The following is a 20,542-nucleotide window of genomic DNA, read 5'->3' as shown; positions in this document are numbered from 1 at the left end:
CCGGGGTCCGCTAGGGTGACCGAGCGCGACCGCCCCGGTGCTCCGCGACCGGGCGCTCCGGGGTCCGCAGAGAGTCGAGGGGTGCCGTGAAGGCGATCCGCCGCTTCATCGTCCGCTCCGTCCTCCCGCCCGAGCTCTCGGCTCTGGGCGATCTGGCGGGCAATCTGCGCTGGGCCTGGCACGAGCCCGCCCGGCGCTTGTTCGAGCGGGTCGATCCGGAGCTGTGGCGGAGCGGGGGAGCGGACCCCACCGCCCTGCTCGGAGCGGTGAGTCCCGAGCGCCTCGCCGAGCTGGCGGGGGACCAGGGCTTCGTCGACGAGGCGTGGCGCCTCCGCGACGAGCTAGAGCGCTACCGCACCGAGCCGCGGTGGTACCAGTCGCTGCCGGAGTCCGCCCCGCGCTCGATCGCCTACTTCTCGCCGGAGTTCGGGATCGCGGCGGCGCTGCCCCAGTACTCCGGCGGACTCGGCATCCTCGCCGGCGACCACCTGAAGGCCTCCTCGGACCTGGGCGTGCCGCTCACCGGCGTGGGCCTCTTCTACCGGTCGGGCTACTTCTCGCAGAAGCTCTCCGCCGACGGATGGCAGCTCGAGTCCTACCCCTCGCTCGATCCGGACGGGCTGCCGCTGCGCGTCGTCCGTCTCGCCGACGGCTCGCCCGCCCGCATCGTGCTGGCGCTCCCCGAGGGACGCGCGCTCTACGCCCGGGTCTGGCGCGCGGAGGTCGGCCGGGTGACCCTCCTCCTGCTCGACACCGACATCCCCGAGAACGAGGACTCGCTCCGTTCCGTCACCGACCGCCTCTACGGCGGCGGGGGCGAGCACCGCCTGCTGCAGGAGCTGCTGCTGGGCATCGGCGGGGTCCGCGCGCTCGAGCTCTGGGCCGAGGTCTCGGGCGGCGTCCTCCCGGAGGTGTTCCACACCAACGAGGGGCACGCCGGCTTCCAGGGGCTCGAGCGCATCTCCGGCCTGATCGGCGCGGGCCTGGACTTCGACCAGGCTCTCCAAGTGGTGCGGGCGAGCACGGTCTTCACCACGCACACTCCGGTGCCGGCGGGCATCGACCGCTTCGACCGCGGGATGATCGAGGAGTACTTCTCCACGGAGCTGCTCCCGGGCGTGCAGGTCGAGGACGTGCTCGCGCTGGGCGCCGAGCCGGGGGACTCCGGGACGGCGTTCAACATGGCGTACATGGGCCTGCGGCTCGCGCAGCGCTCCAACGGCGTCTCGACGCTGCACGGCGAGGTCAGCCGATCGATGTTCTCGAGCCTCTGGCCCGGCTTCGAGACGGCGGAGGTGCCGATCGGCTCGGTGACGAACGGCGTCCACGCGGCCACCTGGACCGATCCGATCCTCCGGCGGCTCGCGGAGGAGCGGCTCGGCACCGACGACACGACGCGGGCCGACTGGGCCTCGGGTGCGCTCGGCGACACCGAGCTGTGGGCCGCGCGCCGGGCCATGCGGGAGCAGCTGGTGCGGGACGCCCGCCGCCGGGCCGCCCGCTCCTGGCGCGAGCAGAACCCGGGCGGCCTCCCGCCGGCCTGGCTCGACGAGCTGCTGGACCCGGACGTGCTCACCATCGGCTTCGCACGGCGGGTGCCGACCTACAAGCGGCTGACCCTGATGCTCCACGACCCCGAGCGTCTGCGGGCGCTGCTCACCCACCCGCAGCACCCGATCCAGATCGTCATCGCGGGCAAGTCCCACCCGGCCGACGAGGAGGGGAAGCGCCTGATCCAGCGGCTCGTCCGCTTCGCGCAGGAGCCGGACGTGCGCCGCAGGATCGTCTTCCTGCCGGACTACGACATCGCGATGGCGCAGCTGCTCTACCCGGGCACCGACGTCTGGCTCAACAATCCGCTGCGCCCGCTCGAGGCGTGCGGCACCTCGGGGATGAAGGCGGCGCTCAACGGCTCGCTCAACCTCTCGATCCTCGACGGCTGGTGGAACGAGTACTTCGACGGCGAGAACGGCTGGGCGATCCCCTCCTCCGACCGCGCGCTCGACCCGGAGGCCCGCGACACGCTCGAGGCCGAGGCGCTCTACGAGCTGCTCGAGACCGAGGTCGTGCCGCGCTATTACGAGCGTGACCACGACGGCGTGCCCCGGCGGTGGGTGCGCTCGATCCGGCACACCCTCGCGACCCTCTCGCCCGAGCTCTCCGCCGAGCGGATGGTGCGCCAGTACGTCGAGGCGCTCTACTCGCCGGCCGCCGAGGCAGGGCGCGCGGTCGCCGCCGACCACTTCGAGCCGGCCAAGGAGCTGGCGAGCTGGAAGCGGCGGGTCCGCGCCGGCTGGCCCGGGGTCGCGGTCGCGTCCGTCGAGTCCGGCGGGATCGACGCGGTGCCCCAGCGCGGGGACCGGCTCGCCGTGCGGGCGGGCGTGCGCCTGGGGGAGCTCTCGCCGGCGGACGTCTCGGTCGAGGTCGTGTACGGGACGACGTCCGCTGACGGCTCGCTCACCGAGGTCCGCCACCACGAGCTCGAGGTGGTCGAGGAGTCGGGTGCCGTGGTGCCGGCCGACGCGGTCGGGCGCGTGCCCTACGCCGGAGTGGTCACCCTCGACCGCAGCGGCTCCTTCGGCTACACCGTCCGCGTCGTGCCGCGGCACCCCCTCCTGGCCCGCTCCGCCGAGCTGGGCCTGGCCGCCGCCGCCGGCTGACCCCGCCCGGTCCCTCTCCGCGAGATGCCGCTCCGGTGCGCCTTCCTCGGCGCCTCGCGGACCGGGACGGGGTCTCGCGGGAGGAGGACGGCGCCCGGAGGAGGACGGCGGGGGAGCAGGGGTCAGCGCGCGATGTCGGCGAGGAGGGCGGCCGTCGCGGCGACGAGGTCGGCGGGGGCGAGCTCGATGTCGAAGCCCCGGCGCCCGCCCGACACGAGCACCGTGTCGTGGAGCTCGACGGTCTCGTCGATCACGGTGCGGTGCCGCGTCCTCTGCCCGAGCGGCGAGATGCCGCCGAGCACGTAGCCGGTCCGGCGCTGGGCCAGCGCGGGGTCGGCCATCGCCGCCCGCCTGCCTCCGACCGCGGCCGCGAGCTCCTTCAGCCCGAGCGAGCCGGTGACGGGCACGACGCCCACCACGAGCTCGCCGTCCACATCGACCATCAGGGTCTTGAACACGCGCTCCGGCTCGACGCCGAGCGCCTCGGCCGCCTCGAGCCCGTAGCGCGTCGTGGCCGGGTCGTGCCGGTACTGGCGGGGAGTGAAGGGGACGCCCGCCGCCGTCAGCGCGACGGTCGCCGGGGTCCCCGGCCCGCTCCTCGCCATCAGTCGGCCTGCTCTGCCGCCGGCCCGTGCGCGGCGAAGAGCTGCATCGAGGTGCCGGCCACGCGGATGACCTGCCCCGGCTCGAACGACTCGCCGTGCTCCAGCGGCTCCGGCTCCTCGCTGTTCCACAGGCGCGTGTAGCCGGTGACCCCCTCGCCCTCGGCGAGCACGACCGTGGTGTCCTGCTCGACGCCGTGCACCACCAGCAGGACGCGGTCCGGCTCGCCCTCGACCGGCGTCGAGGCCGCGAGGTACTGCAGCGTCCGGTTGGCGGCGGAGGTCCAGTCGTGCTCGCTCATCCCGCGCCCGTGGGCGTCGAACCACGTCATGGTCGTGGCGCCCGGCTCGCTCGCGTCGCCGCTGCCGTAGCGGGAGGGACGCAGCGCCGGGTGCTCGCGCCGCAGGCGCAGCAGGGTGCGCGTGTGCGCGCGAAGCGCGAGCTGCCAGTCGGCCAGGCCCTCCCAGCGCACCCAGGTCAGGTCCGAGTCCTGGCAGTAGGCGTTGTTGTTGCCGCGCTGGCTGCGACCGGTCTCGTCGCCCGCCGTGATCATCGGCACGCCGGCCGACAGCAGCAGGGTGCCGAGGAGGTTCCGCATCGCCTTGCGCCGCGCCAGCGTGATCCGCTCGTCGGTGGTGGGGCCCTCGAAGCCGTGGTTGAAGGAGCGGTTGGTGTCGGCTCCGTCGCGGTTCGACTCGCCGTTGCCGATGTTGTGCTTGACGTTGTACGAGACCAGGTCCGCCAGCGTGAAGCCGTCGTGCGCGGTGACGAAGTTGACCGACGCGAGGGGGCCCCGCTCCGCCGAGAAGGTGTTGGAGGAGCCCGAGAGCCGGGTCGCGAAGCCGCCGATGCCGACGGGGGCCGTGCCGGCGCGGCGGGCGTAGTCGATGTCCGAGAGCCAGAAGTTGCGGGCGCGGTCGCGGTAGCGGTCGTTCCACTCCGACCACCCGGCCGGGAAGTTCCCCGTCTGCCAGCCGCCCATTCCCACGTCCCAGGGCTCGGCGATCATCTTCACGCCGGCCAGCGCCGGATCCTCGACCGCGGCCCGCAGCAGCGGGTGGTCGCTCCGGAAGTGCGCGATCTCGTCGCGGCCGAGGGTCGCGGCCAGGTCGAGCCGGAAGCCGTCGATCCCGACCTCGCCCGACCAGTAGCGCATCGAGTCCAGCGCGAGGCGCTGCGCCGCGGGCCGGCCGAAGTCGATCGTGTTCCCGCAGCCGGTGACGTCCACGTAGTGGCCCTCGGGCGTCTGGCGGTACCAGCCGGCGTCGTCGATCCCGCGCAGGCTCGACATCGGCCCGCCCGGCCCCTCCTCGGCGGTGTGGTTGTAGACCACGTCCAGGATCACCTCGAGGCCGGCCTCGTGCAGGAGCTTCACCATCCCCTTGAACTCGCGGAGCACCGCGGTCGGTCCGCCGCGCTGCGCGGTGGAGGAGGCGTACGCGGCGTGCGGGGCGAAGAAGTTCAGCGTGTTGTAGCCCCAGTAGTTGGTCAGCCCCTGCCGCAGCAGGCGCTGCTCCGACACGAACGCGTGCACGGGCAGCAGCTCGACCGCCGTCACGCCCAGATCGAGCAGCGCCGAGACCGTCGACTCGTGCGCCAGGCCGGCGTAGGTGCCGCGCAGCTCCACGGGCAGCGCCGGGTTCAGCCGGGTCAGCCCCTTCACATGCGCCTCGTAGATCACGGTGCGGTCCATCGGGGTGCCGGGCCGGGAGGAGGAGCCCCAGTCGAACGTGTCGTCCACGACGACGGAGCGCCACTCGTTCTCCGCCACCCGGTGCAGGCCGCGGGAGTACGGCTCCAGCAGTGCCCGGCGGGGGTCGAACCGGTGTCGGGGGCCCGTCGGCCCGTCGACGCGCAGGGCGTAGCGGCGGCCGGGGGCCAGCAGATCGGAGCGCGCGGACCAGACCGCGGCGTCGTCGCGCGCCAGCGGGACCGTGCGGGTCACCCAGGTCGGATCCTTCTCGTCGTACAGCAGCAGATCGACGGCGCTCGCGCTCTCGGACCAGACCCGAAGCTCACCGCCCTGATCGTCCACGGTCACGCCGAGCCGGGCCAGGGGATCGTGAGAGGTCATGCGACTTACAGTAGTGACGGGCACCGGCTCCCTCCGTGCCCCCGACGCGGGACGAAGGGCTGCTGTGATCTACCTCGACCACGCCGCGACCACCCCGCTGCGCGCCTCGGCGCTCGCCGCGTTCGCGGAGGCGTCCGCCCACGGCGGCAACCCCTCCTCCGTTCACGGCTCCGGCCAGGAGGCGCGCCGTCGGCTGGAGGACGCCCGGTCGGCGCTCGCCGGGGTGCTCGACTGCGAGCCGATCGAGGTGATCCTCACCGCCGGCGGCACCGAGGCGGTCAACCTCGGGATCAAGGGCCTCTACTGGCAGCGCCGGAGCGAGGACCCGGCCCGCGTCCGGGTCCTGGTCGCCGAGGGGGAGCACCACGCGACGCTCGACTCCGCCGCCTGGCTCGCCGAGCACGAGGGCGCCGTCCTCGAGTGGCTGCCTCTCGACGACGAGGGCACCCTGCGGCCGGAGGCGCTCGCCGCGGCGCTGGAGGAGGACCCCGGATCGGTCGCCCTGGTCACGGTGCTCTGGGTCAACAACGAGATCGGGACGATCAACCCGATCGCCGAGCTGGCGGCCGCGTGCGCCCGCGCCGGCGTCCCCCTCCACGTCGACGCGGTCGCCGCCCTCGGACACGTGCCGCTGCGGATCGCCGAGATCCGCCGCGCCTCCGGCTCCGGGCGCGGCGCGGGACTGGCCGCCGTCAGCGTCTCGGGTCACAAGGTCGGCGGGCCGATCGCGACCGGTGCGCTCGTGCTCGCCCGCGACGCCCGCGTGGTCCCGGTGCTGCACGGAGGCGGACAGCAGCGGGGCGTCCGCTCCGGCACCCAGGACGTGCCCGGCGCTGCGGCCTTCGCCGCCGCCGCGGTCGAGGCGGACGCCGAGCTGTCGGCGGAGGCGCAGCGCCTTGCCGCCCTGCGCGACCGGCTCGTCGCGGGCGTCCTCGCCGCCGTGCCGGGGGCGACCCTGACCGGGCCCGCCCTCGACTCCGGACGCCGGGTCGCCAACAACGCGCACCTCGCCTTCCCCGGTGCGCAGGGCGACTCCCTCCTCTTCCTCCTCGACACCGCGGGCGTCTCCGTCTCGACCGGGTCCGCCTGCACGGCGGGGATCCCTGAGCCCTCGCACGTGGTCCTCGCGCTCGGCCGGAGCGAGGACGAGGCCCGCGGAGTGCTCCGGATGACGCTCGGCCACACCTCGACCGACGCGGACGTCGACGCCCTCCTGGCCGCGCTGCCCGGCGCCTACGCCCGCGCCGCCCGAGCCGGACTGTCGAACCGCGCGGTGCTGCCCGCCTGAACCCCTGCCGGCCGCGCCCGCGGGAAACGTAGACTCGCACGGTGAAGGTTCTGGCGGCGATGAGCGGTGGAGTGGACTCGGCGGTGGCCGCGGCCCGCGCGGTGGAGGCGGGGCACGACGTGGTGGGCGTGCATCTCGCCCTGAGCAGGATGCCCGGCACGCTGCGCACCGGCAGCCGGGGGTGCTGCACGATCGAGGACTCGATGGACGCGCAGCGCGCCGCGAACGTCCTCGGCATCCCGTACTACGTGTGGGACTTCTCCGAGCGGTTCAAGCTGGACGTCGTCGACGACTTCGTCGCCGAGTACTCGGCGGGCCGCACCCCGAACCCCTGCATGCGCTGCAACGAGCGGATCAAGTTCGCCGCCCTGCTCGAGAAGGCTCTCGACCTCGGCTTCGACGCGGTCTGCACCGGCCACTACGCCTCCCTCCGCACCGCCGCCGACGGCTCCCCGGAGCTCCACCGCGCGAGCGACGAGGCGAAGGACCAGTCCTACGTCCTCGGCGTGCTGACGGAGCAGCAGCTGCGGCACTCGATGTTCCCGCTCGGCTCCACGCCGTCCAAGGCGATCGTGCGCGCGGAGGCGGCGGAGCGGGGCCTCAGCGTCGCGAGCAAGCCCGACAGCTACGACATCTGCTTCATCCCCGACGGCGACACCCGCGGCTGGCTCGCCGAGCGCGTCGCCCCCGAGACCGGAGCGGTCGTCGATCGGGACGGCGTGGTGGTCGGCTCCCACGAGGGCGCCCACGGGTACACGGTGGGCCAGCGCCGGGGCCTGCACCTCGGCGTCCCCGCGCCCGACGGACGGCCCCGCTTCGTCCTGGAGGTGCGGCCGGTGAGCAACGAGGTCGTGGTCGGTCCGCGCGAGGCTCTGCGCATCGGCGAGATCGCCGGCGAGCGGTTCACCTGGGCGGGCGCCGCTCCCGAGGACGCGGACGCGCCCTTCCGCTGCGACGTCCAGATCCGCGCGCACGCCGACCCGGTCCCCGCCTCCGCGATGGTGTCGCAGGTCGATGGCAGGGTGGAGCTCGTGATCACTCCGGACTCGCCGCTCGACGGCGTCGCCCCCGGCCAGACGGCCGTCGTCTACCTCGGCACCCGCGTGCTGGGCCAGTGCACGATCGACCGCACGGTCGCGGCCGACGCCGCGGTGCTCCGGTGAGCGCCGTCGAGCCCGCCGCCCGCGTCGAGGAGCTGCGGGCGCGGATCCGGTCGGCGAGCGACGACTACTACGCGGCCGACTCCTCGCCGCTGTCCGACGCCGAGTACGACGCCCTGGTGCGCGAGCTCGCCGAGCTCGAGGCCGAGCACCCCGAGCTCGCCGCCGAGGACTCGCCGACGCGGACCGTCGGCGGGATCGTCGGAGCGGGCCTCGCCCCGATCGATCACGCCGAGCGGATGCTCTCCCTCGACAACGTGTTCTCGGCCGAGGAGCTGCGCGAGTGGTGCGAGAAGACGGTGGCCTCGGCCGACCGCCCCGTCGCCTGGCTCACGGAGCTCAAGATCGACGGGCTCGCGATCTCCCTCCACTACGAGAACGGCCGCCTCGTCACGGCGGCGACCCGAGGCGACGGCCGCACCGGCGAGGACGTCACCGTCAACGCCCTCCGCGTCGCGGGGATCCCCGAGCGCCTCTCCGGCGAGGGCCACCCGGCACTCGTCGAGGTCCGCGGCGAGGTCTTCATCCCCGTGGCCGCCTTCGCCGAGCTGAACGCCCTCCAGGAGACGCTGCGCGACGAGGCGGTCGAGGAGGCGCGGACCCGCTGGTCGACCCGCCCGGCCGCCACCCGCGGCGTCTTCGAGGAGGAGAAGGCGCGCACGAGCGCGCTGCGGCGCTTCCCGACCTTCGCCAACCCGCGGAACGCGGCGAGCGGCGGCCTCCGCCAGCAGCTCGACAAGAAGTCGGGTCTCGACCTGCGCGCCGGCGAGGCGCGCGTCGGCTCCCTCGCGCTCTACGTGCACGGCATCGGCGCCTGGCCGGACCCGCCGGTCGCGACCCAGTCCGAGGTCTACGGGCTCCTCTTCTCCTGGGGACTGCCGGTGAGCGGCCACAACCGCGTCTCGGCCTCGGTGGAGGAGGTGCTCGCCTTCGTCGAGCGCTACGGCCGCGACCGGCACTCGGTCGAGCACGAGATCGACGGCGTGGTCGTGAAGGTGGACGAGCTCGAGCTGCACGACGAGCTCGGCGCCACCAGCCGGGCGCCGCGCTGGGCGATCGCCTACAAGTACCCGCCCGAGGAGGTGCACACGAAGCTCCTCGACATCGTCGTGAGCGTCGGGCGCACCGGCCGCGCGACGCCGTTCGCCCAGATGACCAAGGTGAAGGTCGCGGGGTCCGAGGTGCGCCAGGCCACGCTGCACAACGCCGACGTGGTCAAGGCCAAGGGCGTGCTCATCGGCGACACGGTCGTGCTGCGGAAGGCCGGGGACGTCATCCCCGAGGTGCTCGGCCCGGTGGTGGAGCTCCGCGACGGCTCCGAGCGCGAATTTGTGATGCCGACGCAGTGCCCCGAGTGCGGCACCACGCTCGCTCCGGCCAAGGAGGGCGACGTCGACCTGCGCTGCCCCAACGCGGAGTCCTGCCCCGCGCAGGTCCGCGGACGCGTCGAGCACATCGGCAGCCGCGGCGCGCTCGACATCGAGGCGCTCGGCGAGGTCAGCGCCGCCGCCCTGACCCAGCCCCTGGTGCCCGCCGAGCCGCCGCTGCGGACCGAGGCCGGCCTGTTCGAGCTCACGGTGGCCGATCTCTTCCCGATCGAGGTCGTCGTCCGCGACTCCGAGACAGGTCTGCAGAAGCTCGACGCGAAGGGCGATCCGAAGGTCGTCACGCCCTTCAAGCGCAAGCGGCAGCTCGCCAAGGACGGCGCCTTCGACCCGGAGGCGGGAGCCTTCGCGGGAGACGCGGCCTCCGTGCCCTCCACCAACGCCCTCCGGCTGATCGAGAACATCGAGCGGGCGAAGACTAAGGAGCTGTGGCGTCTGCTGGTCTCGCTCAGCATCCGGCACGTCGGCCCGGTCGCCGCGCGCGCGCTGGCGGGCTACTTCGGCTCGCTCGACGCGATCCGCGGGGCGAGCCGCGACGAGCTCGCCGCGGTCGACGGGGTGGGCGGGATCATCGCCGACGCCCTAATCGCCTGGTTCGAGGTCGCCTGGCACGTCGAGATCGTCGACCGTTGGGCCGCGGCCGGAGTGCGCTTCGCCACGCCCGGCCACCCCGGTCCCGGTGCCGCGGACGCCGCCGGCGGGGTGCTCGCGGGTCTCACGGTCGTGGCGACCGGCAGCCTCGAGGGGTACTCCCGCGAGGGGGCGCAGGAGGCCATCCTCGCGGCCGGCGGCAAGGCCGGCTCGAGCGTCTCCAAGAAGACCGACTACGTCGCCGCCGGTCCCGGCGCCGGCAGCAAGCTCGGCAAGGCCGAGGCCCTGGGGCTCCGGATCATCACCGCGGCCGAGTTCCACCTCCTGGTGACGGAGGGACCGGACGCGATCGCGCTGCCGGAGGAGGCGTCCGCCGACGCTCCGGAGGAGGCCGCCGCCGGTCCGGACGGGGACGTCGCCGGCGCATCGCGCTCCGACGCCTCGCCGGAGGACGACGCCGTGCCGGAGATCGACGCCGACCCGGACATGGCCGCCCCGAGCACGGAGGAGCCGACCGGGCCCGATGCCTGACGCGGGCGGCGGGGAGCGGCGGGCGTTCCTGCGCCGCTCCCTCGCCGACGCAGCGTCGCTCGCGCTCGACGCCGCGGCTCGGCCCACCACCGCCGAGCGCCGGACCGCCGAGGTGCTCGGGCGGATCGACCACGTGGTCGTGCTCTCCTTCGCCGGCCGCAGCCGCGACCAGGTCCTCGGCGCGCTCGACGACACGGACGGCCCGGTGTTCACCGGCGGCACGGACGCCGTGATGACCGCGCCCGGCCCGGACGATCCTCCGGGCGCGCGCTTCGCCCCCGAGATGCTGCCGGTGCACGCGCTCCTCGCCACGGCCTTCGCCCGGGCCGACCACTGGCGCGCCGACGGCCGCGATCCGCTGCCGGCGGCCCTGCGCGCGGCCCGGGAGACCGGCACCGGCTGGGCTCTCGCGGTCGACGAGCGGCAGGGCGTCTCGACCACGCTCCTCGCCGATCCGGAGTGGCCCCACCGCGATCCGGGCGCCGCCGGCTCCCGCGGGGGGCGCCTCCTTCCCATCGACGCGCTGGCCGCCGAGGCCGCAGCCGGCACCCTGCCTCCGCTCGTCCTGGTCGAGCCGCGGTCCCTCGTCGATCCGGCCGACTTCGCCGACGCCGCAGCCGCCGGCACCGATCGATCCGCCGATGCGCGCCTCGCGGAGCAGCTGCTGCACGTCGTGTTCGACGCCGTCCGCGACGGGGAGCGGGCGGGGCGGCGGATGCTGCTCCTCGTCACCGCGCGGGGGAGCGCGGAGCGGCCCGGCACGGTGCCGGCGCTCGTGCTCGCCTCGGCCGTCCCCTCGGGTGCACGGATCGGCGTGCCGCTCGGTCCGGAGACTCCCGCGCAGCTCGTCCGCGCCCGGGCGGGCGGGCGCCGGGCCCTCGTCGATCCGCAGGTCCGAGAGCTGGCCGCACTCCTCGGCGGTCCCGACCGGTCCCTCGCGCGCTGGCCCCGCACGGCGCCGGCGTTCGCGCCGCCCGCGCCGGTCGGGCGGCGCCTCCGCGACGCGGCCCGCCGCGCGCACGTCGACCCCGAGCCGGAGGCCGGACTGCTCGCCCGCGTTCGAGCCGCCGTCCCGGGCGCGTCGCTACACTCCGAGCAAGCGCAGGCGGCGCAGGAGAGGCGGCGGAGATGATCAGCGAGCGGACTCCCTCGGAGCACGACGACGGAGCTCCCCGCTCCCGCTCGCGCCGCCGCTTCCTGGCCGGCACCGCCGCCGCCGGAGTCGGAGCCGGAGCCCTCGCCGGCGGCGCGATCGGCGCGGCCGTCGCCTCCGGCCCCCGCCGCGAGGAGGAGCCGCGACTGCCCGCCCGCACGGAGCCGGGATTCGACCACGTCGTCGTGATCATGTTCGAGAACCGCTCCTTCGACAACGTCCTCGGCCGCCTCTACGAACCGGACGACCTGCCCGCGGGCGAGAGCTTCGAGGGCCTCCTCCCCGACGAGCGGACGAACACCAGCGCCGGGGGACTGACCGTCGGCACGCACGTCTACGAGGGCGCCACCGACTCCGTGATGCGCCAGCCCGACCCGGACCCGGGCGAGGAGTACCCGCACGTCAACACTCAGCTCTTCGGCACGGTGGATCCGCCCGAGAACGCCGGCCGCACCGTCGGCGCCATGACCGCGCCCTTCAACGCGCCCGCCGACGCCTCCGCCCCGACGATGAGCGGCTTCCTCGAGGACTACGTCCAGCACCTGAGGGTGATGAAGAAGGGGCAGGATCCCACGGCGGAGGAGGCGCGGACGATCATGGGCGGCTTCTCGCCGGAGATGCTGCCCGTCTTCTCCACCCTCGCCCGCGAGTTCGCCGTCTTCGACCAGTGGTTCTGTGCCGTCCCCTCCCAGACCTTCTGCAACCGGTCCTTCCTGCACGCGTCGACCTCGCACGGCTTCGTCACCAACAAGCAGGGCGGCGGCTACGAGAAGTGGCTCGCGGACGACCTGGCCGACGCGCCGACGGTGTTCAACCGCCTCGAGGAGGCGGGGAGGACCTGGCGCGTCTACTTCGACGCGCTGCAGGTGGTCTCGTACACCGGGTTCCTGCACGCGCCGGTGCTCGAGAAGTACTGGAAGACCCACTTCTCGACGATGGACCGCTTCTACGCCGACGTGGAGAACGGCGAGCTGCCCGACTACGCCTTCCTCGAGCCGCGGCTCGTCTTCGACCACAACGACATGCACCCGCCGACCGGCGTCCTGCACGAGGACGAGGTCGACGGCACGCCCGTCTACGACAGCGCGCTGTCCGACGTCCGCGCCGGCGAGCTGCTGCTGCACCAGGTGTACTCGGCGATCCGGGAGAGCGCGAGCACGACCGGCTCGAACGCGGTGAACACGCTCCTGCTGGCGACCTTCGACGAGCACGGCGGCCTCTACGACCACGTCCCCCCGCCGTCGGCGACTCCGCCGGGCGACGGCCGCGAGGGCGAGATGGGCTTCGCCTTCGACCGGCTCGGCTGCCGCGTGCCGGCGATCGCGGTCTCGGCGTACACGAGGGCCGGCACGATCGTGCACGACGAGCTTCACCACGGCGCCGTGATCCGGACCCTCAGCGCCCTGCACGGCCTCGAGCCGCTGACCGCTCGCGACGCCTCCGCCCCCGACCTCTTCGGGGTGCTGACCCTCGACGAGCCGCGGCAGATCGGCGACTGGCCGACCACGGTGCCGCAGTACCTGCCCCCGAACCCCGAGGCGGCGCCCGCGCATCCGGCGCACGTGAACCGCGACAAGCCGCTGAGCCCGCCCGCCGTCGGCCTGATGGGCCTGCTGCTGGCCCGGTACGGCGAGCCCGGCGAGGACCTGCCGACCACCTACGAGGGGGCGTACAACGCCCTCCTGAAGCACGGCTCCAGCCTCTTCGGCGGCTCCTGACGGTCGGGCGGCGCGGGCGGAGGCGGTGCGGGCGCGCCGAGTAGACTGGCGGCCGGAAATCCCCCCGAACCACCAGACGGAGACGCATGTCCGAGATCACGGCCGACACGGTCGCCCATCTGGCCCAGCTGGCCAGGATCGACCTCACTTCCGACGAGATCGGGAGCCTCACCAGGGAGCTCGGCCAGATCGTCGACTCCGTGCGCGCGGTCCAGGCCGTCGCCACGCCCGAGGTGCCGGCGACCAGCCACCCGATCCCGCTCGAGAACGTCTTCCGGCCCGACGTGGTCGGCGAGACCCTCACGCTCGAGCAGGCGCTCTCCGGCGCGCCCGAGCACGACGGCAGCCGCTTCCAGGTCTCCGCGATCCTGGGGGAGGAGCAGTGAGCGCGCACGGCGACGAGCTCGTCCGCCTCAGCGCGTCCGCCCTCTCCGAGAAGCTGGCCGACGGCTCGGTCTCCTCGGTCGAGGCCACCCGCGCCCACCTCGAGCGCATCGACGCGGTCGACGGAGCGGTCCACGCCTTCCTCCACGTCGCGCGCGAGGGCGCGGTCGCGTCCGCCGAGGCCATCGACCGCCGGCGCGCCGACGGCGAGTCGCTGCACCCCCTCGCCGGAGTGCCTCTCGCCGTCAAGGACGTCATCGTCACGAACGACATGCCGACCACGAGCGGTTCCCGCATCCTCGAGGGCTGGCGCCCGCCCTACGACGCGACCGTCATGCGCAAGGTCCGCGAGGCCGGGCTGGTCCCGATCGGCAAGACCAACATGGACGAGTTCGCGATGGGCTCGACCACCGAGCGCAGCGCCTACGGCCCCACCCACAACCCGTGGGACCTCGACCGCATCCCCGGCGGCTCCGGCGGCGGATCCGCCGCGGCCGTCGCGAGCTACGAGGCGCCCCTGGCCCTCGGCTCGGACACCGGGGGATCGATCCGCCAGCCCGCGCACGTGACCGGCACCGTCGGCGTGAAGCCGACCTACGGCGGCGTATCCCGCTACGGAGCGATCGCGCTCGCCTCGAGCCTCGACCAGATCGGCCCGGTCTCCCGGACGGTCCTCGACTCCGCCCTGCTGCACGACGTCATCGCGGGCCACGACCCGCGCGACTCGACCTCGCTGCGCGACTCCTGGCCCTCCTTCGCCGACGCGGTGCGCCGCGCCGACGTGACGGGCCTCCGGATCGGCGTGGTCAAGGAGCTCGACGGCGGTGAGGGCTTCCAGCCCGGCGTGCTGGCGCGCTTCCACGAGGCGCTCGAGATCCTGCAGGGCGCCGGAGCCGAGGTCGTCGAGGTGAGCCTCCCGAGCGTCGAGCACGCGGTCGCCGCCTACTACCTGATCCTCCCCGCGGAGGCCTCCAGCAACCTCGCCAAGTTCGACTCGGTCCGGTTCGGCCTCCGCGTCACGCCGGAGGGCGGCGGCACGGTCGAGCAGGTCATGTCCGCGACCCGCGAGCAGGGCTTCGGCCCCGAGGTCAAGCGCCGGATCATCCTCGGCACCTACGCCCTCTCAGCCGGCTACTACGACGCCTACTACGGCAGCGCGCAGAAGGTCCGGACCCTGGTGCAGCGGGACTTCGACGCGGCCTTCGCGGACGTCGACGTGATCGCCTCGCCGACAGCGCCGACGACCGCCTACCGCCTCGGCGAGAAGCTCGACGACCCGCTGGCGATGTACCGCGGCGACGTCGCGACCATCCCGGCGAACCTGGCAGGCATCCCCGGCATCTCCGTCCCCGCCGGCCTCGCCGACGAGGACGGGCTGCCCGTCGGCATCCAGTTCCTCGCTCCCGCCCGGGAGGACGTGCGCCTCTACACCGTGGGCGCCGCGCTCGAGGCGCTGCTCGAGGAGAAGTGGGGCCGCCCGCTCCTCGCGCAGGCCCCCGACCTGACCCACTCCGTGCTCTCCGCGACCGAGGAAGGTGCCGTCTGATGGCCTCCGCGCACACGTCCGCTCCCGAGCTGATGGACTACGACGAGGTCTTCGAGACCTTCGAGCCGGTGCTCGGCTTCGAGGTGCACGTCGAGCTCAACACGAAGACCAAGATGTTCTCGGACGCGCCGAACGAGTTCGGGTCCGAGCCCAACACGAACGTGACCCCGGTCGACCTCGGCCTCCCGGGCTCGCTGCCGGTCGTGAACGAGCAGGCCGTCCGCTACTCGATCAGCCTCGGCCTCGCCCTGGGCTGCTCGATCGCCCCGTCCAGCCGCTTCGCGCGCAAGAACTACTTCTATCCGGATCTGGCGAAGAACTACCAGATCTCGCAGTTCGACGAGCCGATCGCCTTCGAGGGCTCGGTCGAGATCGAGTTGGCCGACGGCTCGCTCGTGCAGATCCCGATCGAGCGCGCGCACATGGAGGAGGACGCCGGCAAGCTCACGCACGTCGGCGGCGCCACCGGCCGCATCCAGGGCGCCGAGTACTCGCTCGTGGACTACAACCGCGCGGGGGTCCCGCTCGTCGAGATCGTCACGAAGCCCATCTACGGCGCGGGGAAGAGCGCGCCTGAGTACGCGAAGGCCTACGTCGCGACGATCCGCGACATCGTGCTGGCGCTCGGCATCTCGGACGCCAAGATGGAGCGCGGCAACCTGCGCTGCGACGCGAACGTCTCGCTCCGCCCGATCGGCCAGGAGAAGCTCGGCACCCGCACCGAGACCAAGAACGTCAACTCGCTCCGCTCGGTCGAGCGCGCCGTCCGCTACGAGATCCAGCGCCAGGCGGCGATCCTCGCCGCGGGCGGCACGATCACGCAGGAGACGCGCCACTGGCACGAGGACACCGGCCGCACCTCCGCGGGCCGGCCCAAGAGCGACGCCGACGACTACCGCTACTTCCCGGAGCCCGACCTGCTCCCGGTCGTGCCGAGCCCGGAGTTGATCGAGGAGCTGCGCGCCGCGCTCCCCGAGAAGCCTGCCGACCGCCGTCGCCGCCTCAAGCAGGAGTGGGGCTTCACCGACCTCGAGTTCCAGGACGTCGCCAACAGCGGCCTGCTGGTCGAGATCACCGAGACCGTCTCCGCGGGAGCCGCTCCGCAGGCGGCCCGCAAGTGGTGGACCGGGGAGATCGCGCGCCTCGCGAACGCGGCGGGCGAGGACCCGGCCTCCCTGGTCACCCCGGCCCAGGTCGCCGAGCTCGCCGGTCTGATCGAGAGCGGCACGCTGACCGACCGCCTCGCCCGGGAGGTCCTCCAGGGCGTCATCGCCGGAGAGGGCACCCCGCAGGAGGTCGTCGACACCCGTGGACTCGCGGTCGTCTCGGACGACGGAGCGCTCATCGAGGCGATCGACGCGGCACTGGCCTCGCAGCCCGACGTGCTCGCGAAGATCCGCGACGGCAAGGTGCAGGCCGCCGGTGCCGTGATCGGTGCCGTGATGAAGGCCATGAAGGGGCAGGCCGACGCCGCCCGCGTCCGCGAGCTCGTCCTGGAGCGCGCGGCCGGCTGAGCCGGTGCGCGGGGAGGTGCGGTCATGAGCGGTGGAACCGGCGACGCGCCCCTTCCCACGCGGCTCGAGCTGCCGGCGGGCGCCCTCCTGCGTCCTCTCGTCTCCAGCGACGCGGACCTCCTGCACGCGGTGATCGGCGAGCAGAGACCGTGGCTCGCGGCTCTCCTCCGCGGGGACGATCCGGCCGCCCTGCCGTCGGCGTCCCTCGGCGACGACGTGCGCGGTCTCCTGCGCCTCGAGGAGGAGTCGCGTGCGGGCAGAGCGCACGCGTTCCTGCTCGTCGGCCCGGACCGCACCGAGGCGCTGGGCGCTCTGAGCGTCCGGCCCGGCGGCGGCGACTCCGCCGAGGCCTCCTGGTGGGTCGTCCCCGCCGTCCGGGGCTCGCGGCTCGAGGAGGAGCTCGACGCCTACGCGCGCCGCTGGCTCCAGCAGCACTGGCCCTTCGACACGGTCACCACGCCCGACAACCACCCCGACGATCCCGCCTCTCTGGCTGGGGCGAACATCGTGGCGCTCGTGCCCGTCGCGCCGGGGCGCACGGCCCTCGCCGACACCGACGCCGCCTCGGCGGCGCTCCTCTGGGCGGAGTACCGCACCGCGCATCCGGGAGTCGACGAGGCGCTCCCGCCGGTCGAGGCGTTCGGCGACAGCACGGCGATGGCCGACGAGCTGCTGGGTCTCGTGCGGCGCGGAGTGAAGACGGCCACGGCGTCCCTCGCGGAGGAGGGGGCGCCCGTCGCGGGCGACCACTGGATCGTCTGCGACGGCGCGGGAGCGGCGCGTGTCGTCCTCGTGACGGACGACGTGCGGACCGGTCCGCTCGACTCCGTCGACGACGCGTTCGCCTGGGCCGAGGGCGAGGGGGACCGCACGCGCGCCTCCTGGCTCGACGGCCACCGCCGCTACTTCGCCCGCGTCTCACCGGGCGGCATCGGCGACGTGGTCTTCGAGCGCTTCCACGTGGTCTGGCCGGAGGCCGACGCCGAGCGCGCCGCCGCCTTCGCCCGCTCGGTCGGAGCGTTCCGGCCCGAGGAGCTCGACGGGACTCCCGCGCAGACCTAGGGGGTTTCCCGGATGCCCCGCTCAGGCGCCCTGCGCCAGAGTGGAGTCATGGCTACTCTCGTGCGCCCCCGTCGGGGCAGGATCATCGCCGGCGTCTGTGCCGGTCTCGCCCGCCGATTCGGCTGGAGCCCCTTCGTGGTGCGTCTCCTGTTCGTGCTCTCGTGCCTCCTCCCGGGGCCGCAGATCATCGCCTACCTCGTGATGTGGGTGGTCATCCCGAAGCAGAAGTGACCGAGGCCTCCGCTCCGAGCAGCCTCTGAGAGAACGCTCAGCACCCGGAGCGGTGAGAGGCCTACGGTGGCGGTGTGCGTCCGTCGGGCGCCGAGGAGGAGATCATGGGATTCCTGGACCGACTGCTGGGCCGCGACGAGCAGCCCGAGAGCGCACGCCGCTCGACGTACGCGCCGCCGCAGGCCGCGGACCGCAGGCCCGAGTACGGCTCCCCTCCGGCGACGTCTCCGCGCACCGACGATGAGCGTGCCATCGAGCGCTACCGCTACCTCCTCCGCACCGCGCCGCCCGAGGCGATCGAGCAGGTGCACCGCGAGGCCTTCGAGCAGCTGACCCCGGAGCAACGCCAGCAGGTCTTCCGAGAGCTCAGCGAGGGGGCCCCTGTCGGCGACGCGCCGAAGGACGACGACCCCCGCACGCTCGCCCAGTCCGCCACGCGGAGCGAGCTGCGCCAGCCCGGATTCATGGAGCGGCGCTTCTCCGGCGGCGGAGGCATGGGCTTCGGCGGCGTCCTCGCCTCCTCGATGCTCGGCACGATCGCCGGGTTCGCGATCGGCTCGGCCATCGCGGGCGCGTTCCTCCCCGACGCGGGAGGCGACTACGCCGGCGGTGACGGCGGGGGAGACGCCTCGGCCGACGGCGGAGCGGATGCGGGAGGTGCGGACGCCTCCGGTGCGGACGCCGGAGACGGCGGCGGCTGGGGCGACTCCGGCGGCGGCGACTTCGGTGGCGGAGGCGACTTCGGCGGGGGCGGCGACTTCGGAGGCGGCGACTTCGGCTTCTAGCCTCGTAGCAGAGGGCCCCCGATCACGGACAGTGGTCGGGGCCCTCGCTCGTTCCGGGCTAGTCCTCGTCGGTCAGCATGGCCTTCACCTGGCGGCGGAGGACCTTGCCGATCATGCTCCGCGGCAGCTCGTCGACGACGGTGATCCGCTTGGGCACCTTGTAGGGGGTCAGCGCCTCCCGGACGGCCTTGCGGGCGGCTGCGACGTCGAGTTGCGCGCCCGGCTCCAGGACGACCGCCGCCGCCACGGACTCGCCGCTGCGCGGATCGGGCAGGCCGACCACCGCCACCTCCTTGATCTCGGGCAGGCGGAGCAGCACCTCCTCCACCTCGGACGGCGAGACGTTGAAGCCGCCCGTGATCACGAGCTCCTTGATCCGGTCGACGATGCGCACGAAGCCGTCCTCGTCGATCATCGCGATGTCGCCGGTGCGGAACCAGCCGTCACCGGTGAAGGTCGCCGCCGTCTCGTCGGGCTTGCGGTGGTAGCCCCGGAACACCTGCGGACCGCGCACGACCAGCTCGCCCTGCTCGCCGGTCGCCACCTCCGTGTCGGGATCCTCGGGGTCGACGATCCGCACGTCGGTGCCGGGCAGCGGGAGCCCGACCGTCCCGGCGCGTCGCGTCGGACCGACCGGGTTGGCCATCAGGACCGGAGAGGTCTCCGAGAGGCCGTAGCCCTCGACGAGCGTGCCTCCGGTCAGTGCCTCGAACGAGTCGACCAGCGCCGGGTCGAGCGGCATCGCACCCGAGATGGCGATCTCGATGCCGCGGAGGGAGACGCCCCGCTGCTGCGCGCTGCGCGCCAGGCGCTCCGCGATCGGCGGAACGGCCGGGAGGAAGGTGGCGGGGTGCTTCTTGACGACCTTCAGCACCAGCTCCGGGTCGAACTTCGGGAACAGCACCAGGCGCGCGCCCATGCTCATCGCGAAGGTGAGGCAGAGCGTCAGCCCGTAGGCGTGGAACATGGGGAGCACCGCGTAGACCACGCAGTCGCCGCGGCGGACCGTCGGCACCCAGGCGCGCGACTGGGCGGCGTTCGCCGTCAGGTTCGCGTGGGTCAGCTCGGCGCCCTTGGGCGTGCCGGTCGTCCCGCTCGTGTACTGGATGACGGCGAGGTCCTCCGCGACCGGGCGCGGGTGCGCCGGGTCGATCCGTCGCCTCAGCAGCGACTCCCACTCGATCGCGCCGCGGACCGGCCCGGTCAGCGCGGCGCGCGACTCCCGGGCCTTCTTCAGCGGCAGGCGGAGGGCTGCGCGCATGGAGGCGGGCATCGCGCGGGTGAGGTCGACGGCGACGACGGTCTCGACGCCGAGGTCGGCCGGGAGGTCCTGCACCGTCGGCACGACGCGGTTCCAGGCGATCGCGACACGAGCGCCGTGGTCCTCGAACTGGTGGCGCAGCTCGCGCGGGGTGTAGAGCGGGTTGTGCTCGACCACCACGGCGCCGAGCCGGAGGACGGCGTAGAAGGCGACGACGTGCTGCGGGCAGTTCGGGAGGACGAGGGCGACCGGATCGCCCGCGCGGACGCCCAGGCGGCGGAGGCCCTCGGCGGCCCGCTCCACCTCGTCGGCGAGCTGGGAGTAGCTGGTCGAACGGCCGAAGAACTCGAGCGCGACCTGGTGGGGATAGCGCTCGGCCGACTCGGTGACGATGTCGACGAGCGAGCCGGTCGGGAGCTCGAGCTCCGTCGGCACGCCGGGCGCGTAGCTGCGGATCCAGGGGCTCGGCGCCCTTGGGCGTGCCGGTCGTCCCGCTCGTGTACTGGATGACGGCGAACGCCGCCCAGTCGCGCGCCTGGGTGCCGACGGTCCGCCGCGGCGACTGCGTGGTCTACGCGGTGCTCCCCATGTTCCAC

15 protein-coding genes are annotated in these 20,542 nt (G+C 73.9%); 12 read left to right on the top strand and 3 right to left on the bottom strand.

Translation table 11 applies throughout. The annotated features are described in order from the left end of the window. The first annotated feature begins 86 nt into the window (after positions 1-86). Positions 87-2,660 (top strand): alpha-glucan family phosphorylase, encoded by a 2,574-nt coding sequence (gene glgP, locus C5C27_RS08040; protein WP_104314078.1) that lies wholly within the window; start codon positions 87-89, stop codon positions 2,658-2,660. 122 nt (positions 2,661-2,782) lie between these two features. Here the strand turns inward: glgP and ybaK are convergent, their stop codons facing one another. Then, on the bottom strand, positions 2,783-3,265 hold the full coding sequence (gene ybaK, locus C5C27_RS08035; RefSeq protein WP_104251245.1) for a Cys-tRNA(Pro) deacylase: 483 nt from the start codon (positions 3,263-3,265) through the stop codon (positions 2,783-2,785). Beyond that, positions 3,265-5,337, bottom strand: coding sequence for a glycogen debranching protein GlgX (gene glgX, locus C5C27_RS08030; protein WP_104314077.1), 2,073 nt, complete (start codon positions 5,335-5,337; stop codon positions 3,265-3,267). Before glgX ends, ybaK begins: the two co-directional genes overlap by 1 nt. Here glgX and C5C27_RS08025 point away from each other — a divergent pair. The 11 genes from C5C27_RS08025 (at position 5,336) to C5C27_RS07975 (ending at position 18,685) form a co-directional block, all read left to right on the top strand. Further along, positions 5,336-6,625 (top strand): cysteine desulfurase family protein, encoded by a 1,290-nt coding sequence (locus tag C5C27_RS08025; RefSeq protein WP_104239405.1) that lies wholly within the window; start codon positions 5,336-5,338, stop codon positions 6,623-6,625. The genes glgX and C5C27_RS08025 overlap by 2 nt on opposite strands. A gap of 41 nt (positions 6,626-6,666) precedes the next feature. Beyond that, positions 6,667-7,788: a tRNA 2-thiouridine(34) synthase MnmA gene (mnmA, locus tag C5C27_RS08020; RefSeq protein ID WP_181133477.1), complete on the top strand. Its 1,122-nt coding sequence runs from the start codon at positions 6,667-6,669 to the stop codon at positions 7,786-7,788. Next, positions 7,785-10,292, top strand: coding sequence for an NAD-dependent DNA ligase LigA (ligA, locus tag C5C27_RS08015; protein WP_104314075.1), 2,508 nt, complete (start codon positions 7,785-7,787; stop codon positions 10,290-10,292). Before mnmA ends, ligA begins: the two co-directional genes overlap by 4 nt. Continuing rightward, the gene (locus C5C27_RS08010; RefSeq protein WP_104314074.1) at positions 10,285-11,424 is read left to right on the top strand and encodes a hypothetical protein; all 1,140 of its coding nucleotides are present in this window, start codon (positions 10,285-10,287) and stop codon (positions 11,422-11,424) included. The genes ligA and C5C27_RS08010 overlap by 8 nt, the downstream gene beginning before the upstream one ends. Beyond that, a complete protein-coding gene (locus C5C27_RS08005; protein WP_104314073.1) occupies positions 11,421-13,163 on the top strand; it encodes an alkaline phosphatase family protein in 1,743 nt (580 codons plus the stop codon). The genes C5C27_RS08010 and C5C27_RS08005 overlap by 4 nt, the downstream gene beginning before the upstream one ends. 86 nt (positions 13,164-13,249) lie before the next feature. After that, positions 13,250-13,549 (top strand): Asp-tRNA(Asn)/Glu-tRNA(Gln) amidotransferase subunit GatC, encoded by a 300-nt coding sequence (gene gatC / locus C5C27_RS08000; protein ID WP_104226848.1) that lies wholly within the window; start codon positions 13,250-13,252, stop codon positions 13,547-13,549. After that, on the top strand, positions 13,546-15,093 hold the full coding sequence (gene gatA / locus C5C27_RS07995; protein WP_104247609.1) for an Asp-tRNA(Asn)/Glu-tRNA(Gln) amidotransferase subunit GatA: 1,548 nt from the start codon (positions 13,546-13,548) through the stop codon (positions 15,091-15,093). Before gatC ends, gatA begins: the two co-directional genes overlap by 4 nt. Continuing rightward, a complete protein-coding gene (gene gatB / locus C5C27_RS07990) occupies positions 15,093-16,607 on the top strand; it encodes an Asp-tRNA(Asn)/Glu-tRNA(Gln) amidotransferase subunit GatB (protein ID WP_104239401.1) in 1,515 nt (504 codons plus the stop codon). Before gatA ends, gatB begins: the two co-directional genes overlap by 1 nt. Positions 16,608-16,631: 24 nt before the next feature. After that, positions 16,632-17,669, top strand: a complete 1,038-nt coding sequence (locus C5C27_RS07985) for an ASCH domain-containing protein (RefSeq protein ID WP_104314072.1) — start codon at positions 16,632-16,634, stop codon at positions 17,667-17,669. Positions 17,670-17,717: 48 nt separating this feature from the next. Beyond that, a complete protein-coding gene (locus C5C27_RS07980; RefSeq protein ID WP_104223873.1) occupies positions 17,718-17,900 on the top strand; it encodes a PspC domain-containing protein in 183 nt (60 codons plus the stop codon). Between the two features lie 104 nt (positions 17,901-18,004). Beyond that, positions 18,005-18,685, top strand: coding sequence for a hypothetical protein (locus C5C27_RS07975; protein ID WP_104232676.1), 681 nt, complete (start codon positions 18,005-18,007; stop codon positions 18,683-18,685). Positions 18,686-18,743: 58 nt separating this feature from the next. On the opposite strand, the gene C5C27_RS07970 is transcribed toward C5C27_RS07975, so the two are convergent. After that, a partial coding sequence (locus C5C27_RS07970; protein ID WP_374955277.1) for a long-chain-fatty-acid--CoA ligase occupies positions 18,744-20,542 on the bottom strand: 1,799 nt, incomplete at its 5' end.

The sequence above is a fragment of the Rathayibacter sp. AY2B7 genome (assembly GCF_002931635.1).
Lineage (GTDB): Bacteria > Actinomycetota > Actinomycetes > Actinomycetales > Microbacteriaceae > Rathayibacter.
Note: the sequence above shows the minus strand (reverse complement) of the source record. Positions and strands in the feature narration are given on the sequence as shown.